Origin of the sequence: Rossellomorea sp. LJF3, assembly GCF_037046045.1 — a bacterium.
In the GTDB taxonomy this organism is placed as follows: domain Bacteria; phylum Bacillota; class Bacilli; order Bacillales; family Bacillaceae_B; genus Rossellomorea.
Window position 1 is genome coordinate 1 of sequence record NZ_JBANLY010000014.1, and the last position, 13,676, is coordinate 13,676.

Annotated in this window: 15 protein-coding genes; 9 read left to right on the forward strand and 6 right to left on the reverse strand. The window is 44.7% G+C overall.

Annotated features, from left to right (window positions below; translation table 11 throughout):
• The first annotated feature begins 423 nt into the window (after positions 1-423).
• The 4 genes from V8G47_RS13690 to V8G47_RS13705 are packed head-to-tail and all read left to right on the forward strand — an operon-like array spanning position 424 to position 4,716.
• A complete protein-coding gene (locus V8G47_RS13690) occupies positions 424-933 on the forward strand; it encodes a chemotaxis protein CheW (RefSeq protein WP_336200608.1) in 510 nt (169 codons plus the stop codon).
• Positions 911-2,614 carry a methyl-accepting chemotaxis protein gene (locus V8G47_RS13695; RefSeq protein WP_336200609.1) on the forward strand — a complete coding sequence of 568 codons (1,704 nt, stop codon included), beginning with the start codon at positions 911-913 and terminating at the stop codon, positions 2,612-2,614. The genes V8G47_RS13690 and V8G47_RS13695 overlap by 23 nt, the downstream gene beginning before the upstream one ends.
• 31 nt (positions 2,615-2,645) lie before the next feature.
• Positions 2,646-4,037 carry a putative bifunctional diguanylate cyclase/phosphodiesterase gene (locus tag V8G47_RS13700; protein ID WP_336200610.1) on the forward strand — a complete coding sequence of 464 codons (1,392 nt, stop codon included), beginning with the start codon at positions 2,646-2,648 and terminating at the stop codon, positions 4,035-4,037.
• Positions 4,038-4,065: 28 nt separating this feature from the next.
• On the forward strand, positions 4,066-4,716 hold the full coding sequence (locus V8G47_RS13705) for a response regulator transcription factor (protein WP_336200611.1): 651 nt from the start codon (positions 4,066-4,068) through the stop codon (positions 4,714-4,716).
• 60 nt (positions 4,717-4,776) lie between these two features.
• On the opposite strand, the gene dhaK is transcribed toward V8G47_RS13705, so the two are convergent.
• Entirely contained in the window at positions 4,777-6,534 is a 1,758-nt protein-coding gene (gene dhaK / locus V8G47_RS13710) for a dihydroxyacetone kinase subunit DhaK (protein ID WP_336200612.1), read from the reverse strand.
• A gap of 231 nt (positions 6,535-6,765) precedes the next feature.
• Between dhaK and V8G47_RS13715 the strand changes: the two genes are divergently transcribed.
• The 4 genes from V8G47_RS13715 (at position 6,766) to V8G47_RS13730 (ending at position 9,617) form a co-directional block, all read left to right on the forward strand.
• A complete protein-coding gene (locus V8G47_RS13715) occupies positions 6,766-8,019 on the forward strand; it encodes an RNA polymerase sigma factor (protein WP_336200613.1) in 1,254 nt (417 codons plus the stop codon).
• A 105-nt stretch (positions 8,020-8,124) separates the two neighbouring features.
• The gene (locus V8G47_RS13720) at positions 8,125-8,484 is read left to right on the forward strand and encodes a YciI family protein (protein WP_336200614.1); all 360 of its coding nucleotides are present in this window, start codon (positions 8,125-8,127) and stop codon (positions 8,482-8,484) included.
• A 51-nt stretch (positions 8,485-8,535) separates the two neighbouring features.
• Entirely contained in the window at positions 8,536-8,976 is a 441-nt protein-coding gene (locus V8G47_RS13725) for a YybH family protein (RefSeq protein WP_336200615.1), read from the forward strand.
• Positions 8,977-9,080: 104 nt separating this feature from the next.
• Entirely contained in the window at positions 9,081-9,617 is a 537-nt protein-coding gene (locus tag V8G47_RS13730; RefSeq protein WP_336200616.1) for a DinB family protein, read from the forward strand.
• 43 nt (positions 9,618-9,660) lie between these two features.
• Here the strand turns inward: V8G47_RS13730 and V8G47_RS13735 are convergent, their stop codons facing one another.
• A complete protein-coding gene (locus V8G47_RS13735) occupies positions 9,661-10,701 on the reverse strand; it encodes an NAD(P)-dependent alcohol dehydrogenase (RefSeq protein WP_061809058.1) in 1,041 nt (346 codons plus the stop codon).
• Positions 10,702-10,915: 214 nt separating this feature from the next.
• Here V8G47_RS13735 and V8G47_RS13740 point away from each other — a divergent pair, with 214 nt between their 5' ends.
• Complete coding sequence (locus tag V8G47_RS13740) at positions 10,916-11,329, forward strand: MerR family transcriptional regulator (RefSeq protein ID WP_336200617.1); 414 nt, start codon at positions 10,916-10,918, stop codon at positions 11,327-11,329.
• An 81-nt stretch (positions 11,330-11,410) separates the two neighbouring features.
• Here the strand turns inward: V8G47_RS13740 and V8G47_RS13745 are convergent, their stop codons facing one another.
• From V8G47_RS13745 to V8G47_RS13760, 4 genes are all read right to left on the reverse strand, one after another.
• Positions 11,411-12,178: a nucleotidyltransferase domain-containing protein gene (locus tag V8G47_RS13745; protein ID WP_336200618.1), complete on the reverse strand. Its 768-nt coding sequence runs from the start codon at positions 12,176-12,178 to the stop codon at positions 11,411-11,413.
• A 134-nt stretch (positions 12,179-12,312) separates the two neighbouring features.
• Positions 12,313-12,831: a permease gene (locus V8G47_RS13750; protein WP_336200619.1), complete on the reverse strand. Its 519-nt coding sequence runs from the start codon at positions 12,829-12,831 to the stop codon at positions 12,313-12,315.
• On the reverse strand, positions 12,828-13,310 hold the full coding sequence (locus V8G47_RS13755) for a hypothetical protein (protein ID WP_336200620.1): 483 nt from the start codon (positions 13,308-13,310) through the stop codon (positions 12,828-12,830). Before V8G47_RS13755 ends, V8G47_RS13750 begins: the two co-directional genes overlap by 4 nt.
• On the reverse strand, positions 13,303-13,644 hold the full coding sequence (locus tag V8G47_RS13760; protein ID WP_336200621.1) for a PadR family transcriptional regulator: 342 nt from the start codon (positions 13,642-13,644) through the stop codon (positions 13,303-13,305). The genes V8G47_RS13755 and V8G47_RS13760 overlap by 8 nt, the downstream gene beginning before the upstream one ends.
• Between the last annotated feature and the right edge of the window lie 32 nt (positions 13,645-13,676).

Sequence of the window (13,676 nt, forward strand, 5' to 3'; positions counted from 1 at the left end):
ACATGGCGAGGGCCATGTCCAGCCTAGAAACAGGAGAAAAATCTTTTAAAATATCAGAAAACCCCACCTTCGGTTAAAGTGAAGGTGGGGTTTGTCTACAGTCTGAAAGAAGCAAGGGGTCTTCCCTTGCTTCTTTCTTTACCTCAAACTCTCCGGAAGCTTGGTGAGGGTTCTCCCGCTTCCAAACCCATAAAAAAAGATGTAAGAGAACCTTCCCTCCCCCAACAAAACAACCAAAAAATGTTATTTAAATAATAACAAAGACCTACTCTATTAAAGGTTAGATATTACTTTTTTATACGATAGTGCGTTAAAGACTTTACATGATTCGACATTAAAGCTTATAGTAAAAATATCAAGTTACGATTTTTCGTAACATGACTTTTTACCCACAAATATATTTTATACTAAAGGGTGATGAATGTGAAAGATGAATCAGAAGAGTTTAAAGTGGTTGCATTCAGAATCGGCAACGAAGAATACGCTTGTCAAATCAGTCAGATTATTTCCATTGAACGGACTCAGACTGTAACAGCACTTCCCGGCATGCCCGATTATTTTCACGGCATCATCAACCTAAGAGGGTCTTTAACCCCCATCATTGATTTACGAACATTGCTCAACACTGGCTCTTCCCCCCTGCAAACGGACTTCCAGCGCTATATTGTGGTGAAAATAGCTGATAAGCCTGTTGGTCTGATTGTAGACGAAGCTACTGACGTATTAGATATCCCTCTAGATTCCATTCAAAGAGATACCATTGTAAATGCAGCCAATATTCCGTACCTGCTTGGCATTTTACACTTAGGAAACAGGATCATCATCCTCTTAGATGTGACTCAACTGCTGCTGATTCCCACCAATCTTACTGAACACCTGTCCATAAAGAAACCCTCGGGGAGTGAAGAACATGAAATTCAATATTCGAGCTAAATTAATCGGCGGCTTCTCCATCGTACTGATATTACTGGTTGCTATCAGTGTTGTTTCATACATAAAAATGAACGCAATGGGAAAAGAATCCGAAGTAATAAATAATCGATGGACACCAAGCATGACGTATATCGGGGGGATGAATGGGAATATTTCTGATTTACAACGATTAACCCTTAAACTCATCCTTTCTGAAGATCCGTCTGAGGTTGAGCGTCTGGATGGCAGAATCAGTGAGACTGGAACAGAATTTAAGCAGCGAAGCGAAAAATATTCTGCCCTCATCAATAAGAGCGATGAAAGGAAAATCTATGAAACGTTTGCTAAAGACATGCAATCGTACATGGATGGATTGCCTGAAGTCATCAAGGCCAAGAAAGAGGATGACAACCTGAAGCTTGCCAATCAATTGCAATTGGAACTTTTCCCCTTGTGGCAAGATGCGGACGCTAACTTACAAATATTAAAAAATCTTAATCAAAAGGGTGCTACGGCTTCTGCCAATAAAGCAGTAAATCTATTTCATACCGGGGCAACTTTTGTCATCATTTTTTCAATCGTAGCAGTCCTGATCGGGATTGCAGTTGCTCTTTATATTTCCAACATCATTTCTACTCCCATTCTTAAACTTTCCACAATGGCGAGCAATATTTCAGACGGAGATCTGACAGTCGAACCCATTCACGTAAAGAATCGTGATGAGATTGGGATGCTTGCCGAGTCCTTTCAACGAATGACACAGAATTTAGTCCTTTTAATATCCCACATCAAATCAAGTTCGCAGCTGGTTGCAGCAAGTTCCGAACAATTGCTTGCAAGTGCAGAACAAAACAGCCAAGCGACTAAACAAATTGCCGGAAGCATACAGGAAATGGCAAGTGATACTGAAAATCAAGTGAAAAATGTTGAAGAAAGTTCATACGTCATCACACAAATGAACTCTGGTATCCAACAAATTGCGGCAGGTGCTCAGACGGTTTCTGCTTCTTCAACGGATTCGTTGACTTTGGCCCATGAAGGCAACAAATCAATGGAGGAAATGGTAAGGCAGATGGAGACGATTGACGGATCTATTCAACAGACAGGAAAAGCCATTAAAAGGTTGGGAGAACGGTCCCTTGAAATAGACCAGATTGTTGAAGTCATTACTGGAATCTCCTCTCAAACAAACCTCCTTGCCCTCAACGCTGCCATTGAAGCGGCCCGGGCTGGAGAAAATGGGCGAGGCTTCGCCGTTGTAGCAGATGAAGTAAGGAAACTGGCAGAGCAATCAGCAAGCTCTGCTCAGCAGATCAGCCAACTGATCAACTCCATCCAACTAGATACGAATGAAGCCGTCCAATTAATGGATGCCGGCAACAAAGAGCTTGGATTAGGCATTACCTTGGCCCAATCATCCGGGGATGCATTCTGGAAAATTCTTTCATCTATTGAGGAAGTGACCCAGCAGGTAAGTGAAATTTCATTGACTTCCGACCAGATGGCTGTGGGAACAGAGCAAGTCGTGAGTTCAATTGAATATATCTCACAAATCGCAGCAGCTTCCGCCGATGGCACACAGAACATTTCGGCTGCAACAGAAGAACAGCTTGCGTCGATGGAGGAGATTGCATCCTCCGCCCATTCGCTATTCACCATGTCGGAAGAATTACAGGTTGCATCAGATAAGTTTCAGATTTAATCGGTGGTACTAAAGGAGATCGAGGTGAACCATGGATAAAAATGAAAAAGTTGTTCATCCTGAAGTTTTCCAGCAGCTTTACGCTTTACAGCACAAGATTACAGAAATGGAAAGTGAACTGGAAAAGCTGAAGTACTATGATGAATTAACAGGGCTCCCCAATTTGAAATCCTTCAAGAAAAAACTCAAATCTGCTTTAACCAGTGCCAAAGAGAACAAAAGAAACATTGCCGTGCTGAAAATAGGACTGGACCGTTTTAAAATTGTCAACGATACGCTTGGTATTATAAAAGGGGATGCCCTTTTGAAGGAGGTTGCTTCGAGGCTTAACTCCTTACATGCAGAAGGGAAATCCTTGTCGAGGATGAATGGGGATGAATTTCTTCTTTACATTTATCATGCAGAAGACGGACAAATCCTCTCCACTTACTGCAAGAAAGTGTTGAATCTCTTTCAACTGCCTTTTATCATCGATAAACATAAACTCCACATGAGCGTCAGCATCGGGGTCAGCATCTTCCCTTATGCCGGAAGCAACGTCCACGGACTTATTAAAACGGCCCATATAGCCATGTGTCGCGTCAAAGAAGATGGTAAGAATGATTACAAGATTTATAATGGAAAATGGAATACATCAATCGACCATCAATTGACCCTTGAAAATGAACTGCACGGAGCCCTTGATAGAAATGAATTTTCACTCGTCTATCAGCCACAGTGGTCGATTAAACAAAATCAATTAGTTGGTATGGAAGCATTGATCAGGTGGCATCATCCTCGCATGGGGCACATTTCCCCTTCTGAGTTTATTCCATTGGCTGAAAAACTCGGCTTAATTTATACGATTGGCGAATGGGTGCTCTCAGAAGCATGCAACCAAAATAAAATCTGGCAGAAAGCAGGGCTCCCTAAGGTCCGCATCTCGGTCAACATCTCGATTGCCCAGTTGCTTCACAGTCAATTCCCCAAAACACTCATGAAGATTCTCAGACAAACAAGCCTTGACCCTCAATTTCTAGAATTGGAAATAACCGAAAGCATTGCGATGATTAAAGAGGATTATATCTTCAACGTGTTAGATTTTTTCAAAACTAAAGGCATTCATCTTGCCATAGACGACTTTGGGACCGGCTACTCTTCCTTGAAATATTTAAGCCGGTTCCCCATCGACCGGCTTAAAATCGACCAATCATTTTTACACAAAAAATCCCCTGCCAATAAAGCAATCATTAGAGCCATTATCACAATGGGGCATAGCATGAACCTGACCGTCTTGGCAGAAGGTGTGGAAGACAAAGACCAGCTGACTTTTCTGCAAAATGAACATTGTGATGAATTTCAGGGCTACTTCTTCTGTAAGCCGGCCCCTCCTGAAGAAATGCAAGCTTTATTATTGAAATACGCACCGGTATATAAGGACTGACCAAAGGATAATAGAGGAGTGATACGAAATGACCACTATTTTACTGCTAGATGATGAAATAATCTTTACTGACTCCTTGCGATTTATGCTGTTGCAGGAAATGAGTGAACTCTCCATTTCCTCCTTCACCTCCATACAAAGCGCCGGGAATCTTCACCATAGAAATCAGGTGAAAGAATATGATTTTGTCTTTATCGATTTGAATATGAAAAATGGTGATGTAGAAAAGACCATCCAACATTTCTTAAGCCTTAATTCAAAGATAATCCTCTTCGTCAGCCATTTAGACAACCACCTTCATCTACTGCTTAAATTACTGACCTACGACCTGCATGGTGTTCTCTTAAAAACAATGGATTCAAAATCGATGCTGGCTGTGATCAAACTCTTATTCATGGGCGAGCGTTACCTTCCACAATCCATTTCGCTGTTAGTTTGGAACAAATTTATATCCCTCCATCAACCAAAGAAAATCAAGCGTCCAACAGACTTACTCTCTGAACGCGAGTGGGAAATTCTTGAATTCATTTCACTTGGCATGAGCAACAGGACCATTTCCAAAAACATCTTCTTGAGCGAAAATACAATTAAAAATAATATTGCAACCCTCTTTAAGAAAATCGGTGTAAAAGACCGAACCTCCGCTGCCATCATCGCCTATACCCGAGGTTGGCTATAAACAGACAGCGCCTTTTAGCAAAGTAAAAAAGCACGGGGCAACCCTCCCCCGTGCTACTCCTTACCTCAAACTCTCCGCAAGTTCCGTAAAGATAACCCCCAGCGCATAAGCACCGGCATCGGGATGACCGAGGCTTCGTTCCCCTACCGTACCGGCTCGTCCCATCCGGGCAACGATATCCTTGGTTTTCTCGGCACCTTCAACAGCAGCCGCAGCGCCTTTTTCAAACGCGGTCTTGAAGTCATCTCCGTCTGTAGCACTTTGTGACCAGGAGTCCGCACATGGAACGAGTGCATCCACGAGGGTTTTGTCCCCGACCTCTGCCCCTCTGCCGAAGGATCGTTCGCCTGTATCCTGGATTCCTTTCACAGCCGCCTGCAGCATGTCCGCGAATTCTTCCACGGTCAGTTCCTTTCGATCCTGCGTCGCTTTCCCTGCCGCACGGAATGCAGATCCCCAGATCGGACCGGAAGCACCGCCGCAATATTCCATGATGACCATGGAGCTTGCATCCAGGAAGCTGCCGATCGTGAGATTCTCTTGACTAAGGATGTCTTTCCACTCCCGCTTCAATTGCTTGAACCCTTTGGAGACGCTCATTCCGAAATCCCCGTCTCCTGCATGGGAATCCAGTTCACAGAATGGTACTTCGTTCTTGATGATGATGTCGCTCATTCTATCCACGAGGTAGATCACGTTATCAAGTGTTGCCTTATTATTCTTGATCACAGCATGTTCTTCCGGCGTTTCCACTTCGAAGGAGACTGGTTTCGCTTCCTCATTTTCCTCGAGGTCGATGTACTCCACACCCGGTACCGGTCCGTCCACTCTGAACGCAGGCGCTGTACTTTCACTGGACAGCAATGTTTTCAACTCTTCATCCAGCTTCATCACGGTCAGGGAAACACCTGCCATATCGATGCTCGTCATGTAATTGCCGACAAAGGCACGGTTGATCGAGATCTTTTTATCCGCCAAAATCCGGGTGACGGAATGATTGAAAAGATAGAGTTCCTGTAGCGGCGTACCACCAAAGCCGTTTACAAGGACCGCGATCTCGGAAGAATCCCCCTCTTCCATCTTCAGATCCTTCAGAAGGTCGTTGACCATCCGCTCTGCCAATTCGTCTGCAGACGCGATTTTTTCCCGTCTTGTCCCCGGTTCTCCGTGAATCCCGACACCATATTCGATTTCGTCATCAGCCAATTTGAACGTCGGAGATCCACTGGCTGGGACGGTACAGGATGTCAGTGCAAAGCCAATACTACGGACATTTTCAGCGGCTTTTTCTGCCACGGCTTTCACTTCCAGCAAGTCCCGTCCTTCTTCAGCAGCAGCTCCGGCAATTTTATGTACCAACACGGTCCCCGCGACACCGCGGCGCCCCACCGTATAAAGGCTGTCCTCCACAGCAATATCATCATCGACTTTGACATATTCCACCGGGATGCCATCCTCTGAAGCCATGTGAGCCGCATTTTTAAAATTCATGATATCCCCACTGTAATTCTTAATGACGAGCAGGGCTCCCTTTTTACCAGCCGTCGCCTTGATCGCCTGATAAACCTGGATCTGGGAAGGCGATGCAAACACGTCACCGCACACGGCAGCATCGAGCATCCCTTTCCCCACAAGCCCTGCATGTGCAGGCTCATGACCGCTTCCGCCGCCGCTGATCAACGTTACCTTATTCTCATTCAAATCCTTTTTCTTCATCACCTTATACTTCTTCATAAACTCAAGCTCCGGATGAGCCATGGCCATCCCATTGCACATCTCCACAACCAAATCTTCAGGTTTGTTCATGACTTTCTTCATTCATAACTCCTCCTTCAGTTTTGTAGTTGCTCAAATTATCTCACTCACCACCTGAAAACGAAAGCAAGAAGCATGGGGACGGTTCTGTTGCTTCTTATTGATGTGAAAGTGAAGCATGAGACCAGTCACCATTGATCTTATGATAAAATAACATTATCAGAATTTTACAATTAATATTAGAGCTTGGTGTCCCATATTGGTTTCATTTTGATTGGGAAAGGAGGAACACACATGAAAGAGACTTCAATCCACCAAAGAATTGAGTCGATTTGGAGAGCGGAATCAGCTAAAGTAGTGGCATCACTTACTCGGATGGTGAAGGATATAAGCATGGCGGAAGATCTTGCTCAAGACACACTGATCATAGCCCTTGAGCGTTGGCCAGTCTCTGATATTCCGGAAAACCCTGGTGCATGGCTGATGACTGTGGCTAAACGTAAAGCCATAGACATGCTTCGCAGAAAAAAACGGCTGGATCAAAAATATGAACAAATGGCTCACTCGATGAATACTCATTACGATTATGACTTGGCTGATGAAATGGACGAAGAAATTAAGGACGATGTGCTGAGGCTGATTTTCATGACATGTCATCCGGTGTTATCAAAAAACGCCCGTGTAGCCCTTACCCTAAGACTGGTTGGGGGACTGACAACAGAAGAAATCGCAAACGCATTTCTTGTACATGAACCGACGATTGCCCAGCGAGTCGTTAGGGCAAAACGAAAACTTGTAGAAGCCAATGTTCCTTTCGAGGTTCCTAAGAAGGCTGAGTATGCACAAAGGCTTTCTTCCGTTTTGGAAGTGATCTATCTTATGTTCAACGAGGGATATTCGGCTTCTACAGGTAAACATTTGATTCGAATGAATCTATGTAACGAAGCATTAAGAATGGGAAGAGCTTTAGTAGAACTCATTGGTCTGGAACCGGAAGTTCATGGTCTTGTTGCGCTAATGGAAATACAAGCATCTCGATTTAAAGCCCGAACAAATACGGAGGGTGAAATGATTTTGCTACTGGATCAAAACCGCTTGTTGTGGAGTCAGGAACACATCAACCGGGGTTTTGCTTCACTAAGAAAGGTAGAAGACCTGGGAGGCACAATTGGATTGTATGCATTGCAAGCTGCTATAGCTGCTTGTCATGCAGAAGCTGACTCACCAGAAAAAACCAATTGGGAGCGAATTTCAACTCTTTATCGTGCGCTTTCACATATTGCTCCTTCTCCCATCGTTGAACTGAATCGGGCGGTTGCTATTTCAATGGCCTATGGACCAATTGCAGGCTTGGAGATTGTCGATTCTTTACTGAAGGAACCCGCGTTGAAGAATTATCATTTACTTCCAAGCGCCAAGGGTCATTTTCTCTTAAAGCTAGGAAGAAAAAAGGAAGCAAATAAAGAATTCCAGCGTGCTGCTTCGTTAACCCAAAATGTACAGGAACAGAAATTTCTATTAAAACAGGCTAAAGATTGTATGAAATAAAAAATTTATTATTCGTTATGTCGATTTTCCGACTTGCTAATCGTTGTATGAATAGAAACAAAAAATCCGAGTGACCTAGGAGAGATGATGATGATATTTTTATGTATGGGCTATTTCAACTCTGAAAAAATGGATGCACGTCCAAGTGCGGAGATAGAGGCTGTGATGGAGGAGTGCCAGCCGCACACGGAGAAATTTTACGAAAGTGGAAAGGTGCTGCTTGATGCAGGTCTGGAGTCAGAAATCAAAAACTTGCGCCGTGTGGATGGAAAGGTCATGGTGACAGATGGGCCGTTTACAGAATCAAAAGAACTGATTGGCAGCATATTCATTTTTGAAGCAGAAAACATGGATGAGGCGATCGAGCTTGCCTCTATTCATCCGACGACACAATTAAATATAGGAGAAGAGTTCGGATGGCGGATCGAGATTCGTCCTGTTCATTATTTTAAGAATGATAAGTGAGGTACCCATAATAGATTCATCCTTTTTACACTATTTTAAGGAGTGGATGATATGACGAATGGAAGGATTTTCGTTCAGGACGTTCTTGAAACCTACAAACGCGCCGTCTACGAAGGCGATGTTGAAAAGTTCCTATCTATCTATTCGGCAGACGTACATATTTATGACTGCTGGGGAAACTGGGAGTGTAAAGGTCTTTCTATATGGAAGAATAGTGTAACAAAGTGGTTTAATGGCCTGAAGGAAGACGGATATTTACTACAAGTGGATATCAATGATTTAGTTATTGAGGAAAATAAGAATGTTGCATACGTGCACTGTGCCGTAACTTACTCTGCTTTCAGGGGGGATTCTGAAGAGAAACATCGTCAAATGACCAACCGTTTCACATTTGGCTTAAAAAAAGAGAACGAATCTTGGCTTGTCACACACGAACATTCTTCATTGCCAATCGATATGCAAACAGGAAAAGGTATCTTCAACCCAAAATAATAGAATTGGTAGAGGAAAATAGTGCATTTCTTCAAGAAGGAGAAGTGCTTATTTTCATTAAATGTATGAAAGAATGTGAGTTCAAAAGGAAGGGAGAAATGAACATGAATGACCTTAAATTAATCGAAACATACAAAAGCTTCCTACAAGCGTATTCTCCTGAGCAGCTAAGATATATCCCCGAACCAGGGGTCTGGTCCATTGGTCAAATGTATGACCATCTCCTTGTCGTGGCTCATGAGTATCTGGACAGTGTGGAAGCCTGTGCGCTGGCTGGCGGAGAGCAAACCCAGGGGAAAACAGAGTTTGGAGAATATATGTTTAACATTGGTGGATTCCCGCCAATTAAAATCCAATTACCTCCCGAACTTAATTCTGCCCCGGACAATACAAAAACGAAAGAGGATATTAAACGAGAGCTCGAACAACTAATGGAGCGAATGAAAGAGTTGAAAGCGATGGTAGATGGAATCAACCCAAACTACAAACAGAAGCATGGAGGCTTCGGATGGCTGAATGCTCGGGAATGGTTTGACCTCGTTGGAATGCATTTCCGTCATCATCTGCGGCAGAAGTATGAGTTAGATGATGTATGGGTGAAGCACGGGAAGCAAGGGGACGGTTCTGATGCTTCCATATAATATAAAAAAGAAGCAAGGGAACCGTCCCCTTGCTTCCTTCTATTTAAATCGTACTCGTATCAATCACAAATCGATACTTCACATCTGAACCCAATACCCGTTCATACGCTTCATCGATGTAATCAGCCGAAATCACTTCAATGGAAGGCACGATTCCATGTTCCCCGCAGAAATCGAGCATTTCCTGGGTCTCACGGATGCCTCCGATCAGGGACCCGGCAAATGAACGGCGGTGGCCGATTAATGAGAACACATTCACTTCCAGTGGCTCTGCAGGCGCACCCACATTCACCATTGCCCCATCGAGTGTCAACAGGGAAAGGTAAGCACTAATGTCAATCTTGGCACTCACTGTGTTAATGATCAGATCGAACGTACCGGCAAGCTTCTCGAACGTCTCAGGATCGCTCGTCGCATGATAAGCTTCTGCCCCAAATTCCAAGCCATCCTCTTTCTTATTTAACGTACGGGAAAGGACCGTTACTTCTGCGCCCATGGCATGTGCGATCTTGACCGCCATATGACCGAGTCCACCCATTCCGACCACGGCCACTTTCTTCCCTGGGCCCGCATTCCAATGATTCAAAGGAGAATACGTCGTAATTCCCGCACATAACAGCGGTGCCGCAGCATCCAGCTCGATGTTATCAGGGATCTTCAGGACGAAATCTTCCTCTACAACGATATGGGTCGAATAACCGCCTTGAGTCAACTCGCCATATTTATCCACTCCTGCGTACGTAGGGATGTTTCCTTCCAGGCAGTACTGCTCTTCCCCATCTCGGCAGTTCTTACACTCGCCGCAGGAACCAACCATACATCCTACTCCTACCCGGTCGCCGGCTTTGTACTTTGTTACTTCGGATCCGACTTCCGTTACGAACCCCGCAATCTCGTGTCCCGGAACAAGTGGATACTTCACTTCTCCCCATTCACCGTGTGCCGTATGGATATCGGAATGGCAGATCCCTGCATACTTGATTTCAATCAAAACATCATGCTTATCAAGATCCCGCCTCTCGATTTCAGCCTCTCTGAAAGATTTGTCAGGACCGTCTACAGCTCGTGCTTTAGCAATTACCATGAATAAAAACCTCCTGTAATAGTAGCTTTCAAGAGACAGGTGAACAAACCTGATGAACTCTTGTTATATCCATGGTAATCCCTATAGTTAACTCTAGGTCAAGAGATAACCCTCCTTGAATCTGTTTTGACAGTGAGTGATGACCGTGCTACGATTTCTTCACAGACATAGAGTTAACTCGACGTCTAGATTTGCCGACAAAAGGAGCACGAACATGAAGACTTATTCTATTGGAGAAGTGGCAAAAGAACTGAATCTCTCTATCTATACTTTGCGATACTATGACAAGGAAGGCCTCATGCCTTTTGTCGAACGAAACGAAAACGGCACCCGACGATTTAAAGAATCCGATATCTCCGCCCTACACATCATCGAATGCCTGAAATCAACCGGCATGCCCATCAAGGAGATCAAGCACTTCATCGACTGGTGCGCAGAAGGCGACGCCACCCTGCAACACCGTTATGACATGTTCCTCGAAAGGAAAGCATCCGTAGAAGCAAAGATCAAAGAACTCCAGCAAACCATGGAAGTCATCGACCACAAATGCAGCTATTATAAGACCGCACTGGATGCAGGGACTGAAGATGTTCATAAGGGGAAAAAGATTGAAATTGTTAATCCGTGAAGAAGCATGGGGACGGTTCTGTTGCTTCCATTTGTCGTAAAAAAGAAGCACGAGAACCGTCCCCATGCTTCCCGTGCTTTTTCACCCCTCCAACACTTTCCCAACTATCAATCCCATAAACGAAACTACTTCTCCCTCACCAAGCTCTTCCCGAATCCAATCAAACTCACTTTCTAACAGACTCGCAATCTTCCGCACCGCTTCCCCATGGTGTGACGGTGTCATCGCCTCATAAATCTCCACTACACGATCTTGACGCTCTTGTGGCAAATCCCTGTGAATCGTCTTCAATCCAATTACTGCCCGCTCCTTCGCGTACCGCGACAGCAGAATGATCGTCACGCATCTCATCGAGTGCCGCAGCATTTCCACGGCCCATGTATGGTTCCCTCTCGCTGCTGCTTTCTGATACTGAAACAGAAACCAGGCGGCATCGAGGACCTGATCCCTGAACTCCTCTTTTGAAACGGTGAGGTTTTGGGTAGATTCATATTTTCCCATCAGATTGTCAGGATCGTATAACACCGTAAAGAAATCCTTTTCCTGTACGGTCTTCTCCGTCACCGTGAACAGATCGATGTGCAGCCAGTCTTCATAAATGGCGATGATCTGCGGCGCGATGATGAAAATATCATCGTGAAAGATGAGGTCCTTGTACGCTTTCAAGTGATCGAGACGGCGGGTCAGGAATTCCTTTTCTTCCCATTCCTCCACTAAACAGTACAGGTCGATATCGGAATGTTCATCATGTTCTTTCCGCCCCATGGATCCCTTGAGGAATACGCTCCGGACGCTTGGATCTTTTTTTAGGCTTTCGAGTACTTTTTCTACGGCTGCTTCTTGACGCATATGCGGGCCCCCTTGGTTAAAAATGTATATTACGCCATTATACCAATTTCTTCATGGTAAGAATAGTGGAGCAAGGGGACGGTTCTGCTGCTTCCATTTGATAAAAAAAGAAGCAAGAGAACCGTCCCCCTGCTTCACAATCCATCATACTTCAACAACTCCCCCGGCTGATAGAATTTTTCAAACAACACACCGAGGAAATAGGCAAACAGTAGACCGAATCCAATGTGAATCATGGTGAATTTTACTCCAAAGGAAGCTAGTTCATAAATGACGACCGGCAATTTCGATGTTGACCAGACTCCGAGGAAGAAGACGATGTAGCGGACACTTGCTCCTTTTTTCAAAAATAGGACGGCCATGGGAAAGGCCACGTATAACGGCCCCGCTGCGATGGTTCCGAGTAACATGGAGAAGAGGATACCATAGAATCCCGAGTCTTTTCCCATATAGCGGATCATCGTTTCCTTATCCACCCATTTGTCCAATAATCCCACTAACACGAGGACTGGTGGCAGCAGGAACAGCATATCCAGCATGCTGTTCCCCGTCAGCTGTGCCGCCTCCCATCCAACTGACCAGTTTACACTAGTCAAAACGATCAGACCGACAAGGAGAAGAAGAAAGAATCGATATCTCTTTACCTGTTTCATGCCATCACCACCCAGATCAGAACGGCGAATAGAACAGACATGACCACGGCTGCCCCATTTCGTGCTATCGCAAAACTTCGTCCAAACACCTTTTGTTCCATAGGTAACGTGACGATCCCAACGGCCATGAACGAAGCCATCAAAGCTGCCACCTGGGGAAGACCCGCCCCGTTTTCCACCAGTGTCGCACCAAGTGGAAACACCACAAAGCTCGGGATAAGAGAAACAGAACCAATGACCGTGGAGTAGACGACCCCCATGATGCCAGATTCCCTCCCGACGATGGAAGAAATGAGTTCAGGAGTGAGAATGGATAAAGATAAGCCGACGAACAGCATAATCGCCAGCACATCAGGCATAATATTGCTGAACATTTTCCACGCCTTCAGGATGGCTTCTTTCGTCTTTTCCCTATCTTTCCCGAATGAAATACCGGTTAAGATAAGAGCGGTTCCGTAAAGAATCAGACCGTTAATCATGGTCGGGTCCCTTCTTCCATTCCTCATATTTACCTAAGAAAAAGGATAAGTTCTTGATTTTGCTTTCAATATCTTCATGAAAGTCCTCCAATGTCCTTTTTCCCGTTTCCGTAATCCGATACATCTTGATCGGCTTCTCCCCTGATGTATCAAAATAAGATTCAACGGCCCCTTCCGTCTCCAATTTTTTCAGAGTGCGGTAAATGATCGCACTGTCAATCGGGTTGACCGGAATCTCGTCCTGACACTTCTGTAGAAGCTGCCCACCGTAGCAATCCCCCTCTGTTAAAAACATCAAAAGAAATGCGCCTGTATGTCTTCCTGTATGTTTCATCTATGATGACCTCCTACATTATGATTTAAACT

Excerpts from the sequence above, each read along its gene's own strand:
- V8G47_RS13695 (WP_336200609.1), top strand. The coding sequence starts at position 911 with ATGAAATTCAATATTCGAGCTAAATTAATCGGCGGCTTCTCCATCGTA.
- V8G47_RS13700 (WP_336200610.1), top strand. The coding sequence starts at position 2,646 with ATGGATAAAAATGAAAAAGTTGTTCATCCTGAAGTTTTCCAGCAGCTT.
- V8G47_RS13705 (WP_336200611.1), top strand. The coding sequence starts at position 4,066 with ATGACCACTATTTTACTGCTAGATGATGAAATAATCTTTACTGACTCC.
- dhaK (WP_336200612.1), bottom strand. The coding sequence starts at position 6,534 with ATGAAGAAAGTCATGAACAAACCTGAAGATTTGGTTGTGGAGATGTGC.
- V8G47_RS13715 (WP_336200613.1), top strand. The coding sequence starts at position 6,766 with ATGAAAGAGACTTCAATCCACCAAAGAATTGAGTCGATTTGGAGAGCG.
- V8G47_RS13720 (WP_336200614.1), top strand. The coding sequence starts at position 8,125 with ATGGGCTATTTCAACTCTGAAAAAATGGATGCACGTCCAAGTGCGGAG.
- V8G47_RS13725 (WP_336200615.1), top strand. The coding sequence starts at position 8,536 with ATGACGAATGGAAGGATTTTCGTTCAGGACGTTCTTGAAACCTACAAA.
- V8G47_RS13730 (WP_336200616.1), top strand. The coding sequence starts at position 9,081 with ATGAATGACCTTAAATTAATCGAAACATACAAAAGCTTCCTACAAGCG.
- V8G47_RS13735 (WP_061809058.1), bottom strand. The coding sequence starts at position 10,701 with ATGGTAATTGCTAAAGCACGAGCTGTAGACGGTCCTGACAAATCTTTC.
- V8G47_RS13740 (WP_336200617.1), top strand. The coding sequence starts at position 10,916 with ATGAAGACTTATTCTATTGGAGAAGTGGCAAAAGAACTGAATCTCTCT.
- V8G47_RS13745 (WP_336200618.1), bottom strand. The coding sequence starts at position 12,178 with ATGCGTCAAGAAGCAGCCGTAGAAAAAGTACTCGAAAGCCTAAAAAAA.
- V8G47_RS13750 (WP_336200619.1), bottom strand. The coding sequence starts at position 12,831 with ATGAAACAGGTAAAGAGATATCGATTCTTTCTTCTTCTCCTTGTCGGT.
- V8G47_RS13755 (WP_336200620.1), bottom strand. The coding sequence starts at position 13,310 with ATGATTAACGGTCTGATTCTTTACGGAACCGCTCTTATCTTAACCGGT.
- V8G47_RS13760 (WP_336200621.1), bottom strand. The coding sequence starts at position 13,644 with ATGAAACATACAGGAAGACATACAGGCGCATTTCTTTTGATGTTTTTA.